This is a genomic window from Bacteroidales bacterium, assembly GCA_031276035.1.
In the GTDB taxonomy this organism is placed as follows: Bacteria; Bacteroidota; Bacteroidia; order Bacteroidales; family BM520; genus RGIG7150.
In genome coordinates this window covers 1-3,368 of record JAISNV010000002.1, presented here as the reverse complement: position 1 = coordinate 3,368, position 3,368 = coordinate 1, and the positions used below count along the sequence as shown (strand labels likewise).

At 34.1% G+C, this 3,368-nt stretch carries 3 protein-coding genes; 1 reads left to right on the top strand and 2 read right to left on the bottom strand.

Annotated features, from left to right (window positions below; translation table 11 throughout):
* A partial coding sequence (locus LBP67_01965) for a 4Fe-4S dicluster domain-containing protein (GenBank protein ID MDR2083745.1) occupies positions 1 to 336 on the top strand: 336 nt, incomplete at its 5' end.
* Positions 337 to 539: 203 nt separating this feature from the next.
* On the opposite strand, the gene LBP67_01960 is transcribed toward LBP67_01965, so the two are convergent.
* Entirely contained in the window at positions 540 to 2,030 is a 1,491-nt protein-coding gene (locus LBP67_01960; GenBank protein MDR2083744.1) for a hypothetical protein, read from the bottom strand.
* Positions 2,027 to 3,064, bottom strand: coding sequence for a hypothetical protein (locus LBP67_01955; GenBank protein ID MDR2083743.1), 1,038 nt, complete (start codon positions 3,062 to 3,064; stop codon positions 2,027 to 2,029). Before LBP67_01955 ends, LBP67_01960 begins: the two co-directional genes overlap by 4 nt.
* Positions 3,065 to 3,368 lie beyond the last annotated feature (304 nt).

Here is a 3,368-nt window from a genome sequence, read left to right as displayed (position 1 = left end):
CTTAACCGGGATGAATTGCGGGTCATAGAAAAAGCACGGGAAGCGATTGGCAAGATCGATAATATACCTTGTACGGCTTGTCAATACTGCGTGGAGGGCTGTCCGCGGAACATTCCTATCCCCAAAATTTTCGGCGCATATAACCGCAAGATGGTTTATAATGATTTGCCGGCGGCTCAACTGCAATATGCGGTTGAAGTATTGAAGGGAGGAAAGGCATCGGACTGTGTTGCTTGTGGGAAGTGCGAACAGGTTTGCCCCCAGCATATCGGCATCATCGAAAACTTAAAGGTGATTGGACAGGAACTGGATACGTTGCCGTCTCAATTTGATTAAGATGTTGACAGATGTTTTTGTTGCAGTTATGGAGATTGTTGGGAAAGGGTGGGATGGATAGAACGGGGAATATAATTGTTTTCAGAAAATCTGTTTTAGCTTCATTTATCGAAAAAGGAAAAACGGAAATTGGCACATTCTCATGATGTCTTAGTAAAAATTTAAAATCTATTATTTCTCCGGAGGCACCTATAAAGATGATATTACTTCAATTTATTATTTTTCAACAACTCTTCAATTTCATATATTTTATATTTTTTCCCAAGCTCATCTGCTTGAGCACGAAGTTTTTTTGCATTCTCCTGATTATATTTTGCTTCTTCCAAAGACCAGAAAAACAATGCTCGAGCCTCTAAAGTGTACTCATTATTTCGCTTAAAATATTCATACGATTCATTGTAAAGCCTATTGCCATCTTTCTGATTTCCAGACCGATATTCAATAAGACCCATGGTTGCTTTCAATACATTAAAATCATCTTGATCGAAGCCGTCCTCTAAAGCACTTCCAATTTTATTTATACATTCACGAGCTTCATCAATTTTATCTAACTTTGCCAAAGAAAATGCTTTGTTATTTAATAGAATACTATTAGTTGGCGATAATAATAAAGACCGATTTATTATATCTACCGCCTCTTTATGTTTATTTAAAATAGTACCCTGTATGTAACTATTTAATACTATCGGCCTAGTAGAAAATGGATGAAAATTAAACCATTTTTCCGACTGATCGGCAGCTTCCACATAATTATGATTATAATAATTATACCATGCATCCACTTCAAATTTACAAGGAATATTAAATTGATCTGGCAAAAAATTAATATCATTTTTCTTTGATAAATATTGAATTTGTGCTAATGTATTTTCATTTATGCCAAATAATGATTCGGCTATATATTTTTTTCCTTTTTTTAAATTTCCGCTGTTACATTCAAGTGTTGCTATCGCTATATTTAATTCTGACAACAATTTCTTTGAATTATTTCCATCTTGGATTAACATCAAGCCATTTTTTATGCCTTTGCTTTTAAGACCAAATCCTTCGGAAATTGCAATCTCTGATGACAAAAGCAATGGATTTCTTTTAAAGTTTGGAGAACTTCTGATAATGTATAAAGCCTTTTCAGGATCTTCGCAAAGAACATAATACCTAGATGATGAACGTATAATATGTGGATTACAGTTATTAAACGACAGAGCCACGCGAATACATTTGTCAGCTTTTGACTTATGACCAGAAATTGTGTAAAAATAGGCCATATCTATCCAAAGTATAGGATCATTGCTAAATATCATTAATTTTGATTTTATATCTCTAATTGAATTTCTAATATCAATTGAATTTAATAAAACGGCCCCTATATCATCATCGTAATCTTCATGCAAGAAATCTTTTAATAATAAATTTTCATTGAGTATATCCTTTTGTTTTTTTACTAATGAAACGGCTTCTTTAAATGATTCTGTTTTAGTTAGTCCAAGAACTTCCGAGCTGGCAATTAACTGTATTGAAAAACTATTTGTTTTATTTGATTTCCATTCTTCTATCAATTTTTCATGATTAGCTATTTCAACTTCAGTTGGTTTCAATATTATAACATTTTGTGGCATAATTATTTTTCTACAACTATGATGTGTAAGCCAACGCGGAATAACTTGCCGATTGTTATATTCGATATCTAGTTTCATATTATTCCAAGTTCCGCTTCTTTGGCAAAAATGTCCAGTTTAGAAATAAAACGTATGAAGCTATATTGTTGGTTCTGAGTCGCTATGTTTTTAGGGAACCCTCTTTTTCTTGGATCGGGATGGCATAAATATTTAACTAGTAATATAATATCATCTACTCTATCTTTAGCTAGCAAACTTTTTAATGATTTAGATAAATCAACTAATGTCTCAGAAAATGCTCTTTCCCATTCTGGAATATCCGCGTCAAAATCACTGACAATAGATATACCTAATCTTCGAGCTTTTTCAAGTAAAACTTGTGAAGCAGATAAGCCAGAAAAGAAAAAATAAAAAAGGCTGCCAAATAAATACATATCTGATGCATATTTTTCGTTAAAATCATTTGAGAAATGAAAACCATAATATTGCTCCAATGGGGAATAATTCCTATCTCCAGGAAATTGAATCCGATCATACCAAAATGGTTTATTTATGTCTGAAGAACGGCCTAAATCTCCCACTTTATAAACTTCTTTAAACCCCATAATATTGGAAGGTTTTAAGTCTTGATGTGCTATGCCCGATCTATGTAACTGTTCCAGCCCAACGGCAGTATTATGTAAGGCTCTAAATGAAAAAGCCAAATCAATTTTCTGAAAAGTATCTCGTATTTTTCGTATATCTCCATCAGCAAGGTCAAATATAATATAATAAACTTTTCCTATACCAATAGGAAAACCCTGCACATCTATTGATCCATCTGTGACAGGAGTAACAATTTTTGTCAAATGGTTAGATTTGCATTTTAATAATAGATCTCTTTCAAAGTTATATGCCTCTGTAAGAATTTGAAGACGTCTAGGTGGATCAGGATCTTTAAATGCCTCAGAAAAATCGAGTGCTTTCAAATAAGCAACATTCTTATTATTTTTAACTTTATAGCCACATGAAAAACTGCCTCCGGTTGCACCTGGATGTTTACTAAGTTTTTCAATTACTTCCCATCCATCGTTAAGTTTTAATCCAGACAATGATTCAGAAGGTATTGGCATAAAATTTATCCTCCATAAAATCTACTTACTCAAAATTTATATCTACCCTTTCTGTAAAGGAACCATTTTAAGCAACGATCATAATTTTGGCCTATTCATTAGGTAAAGTATAACAGGTATTAAGAATTTTCGGCAAGGGAGTATTTAGGGGCGGCATTTCACCTGCAAGCCGCCGTTTTCCGCAAGGGTTACGATGATTTCGGCCTCCTCCGTCCGGTTGGTCAGGATTTGGGCGGTTTCAAGGACTTCAAAGGCGGCGGTCGTTTCCCCGGCGGTAAAAATTATCCGGCTCCCCTCTACCCGG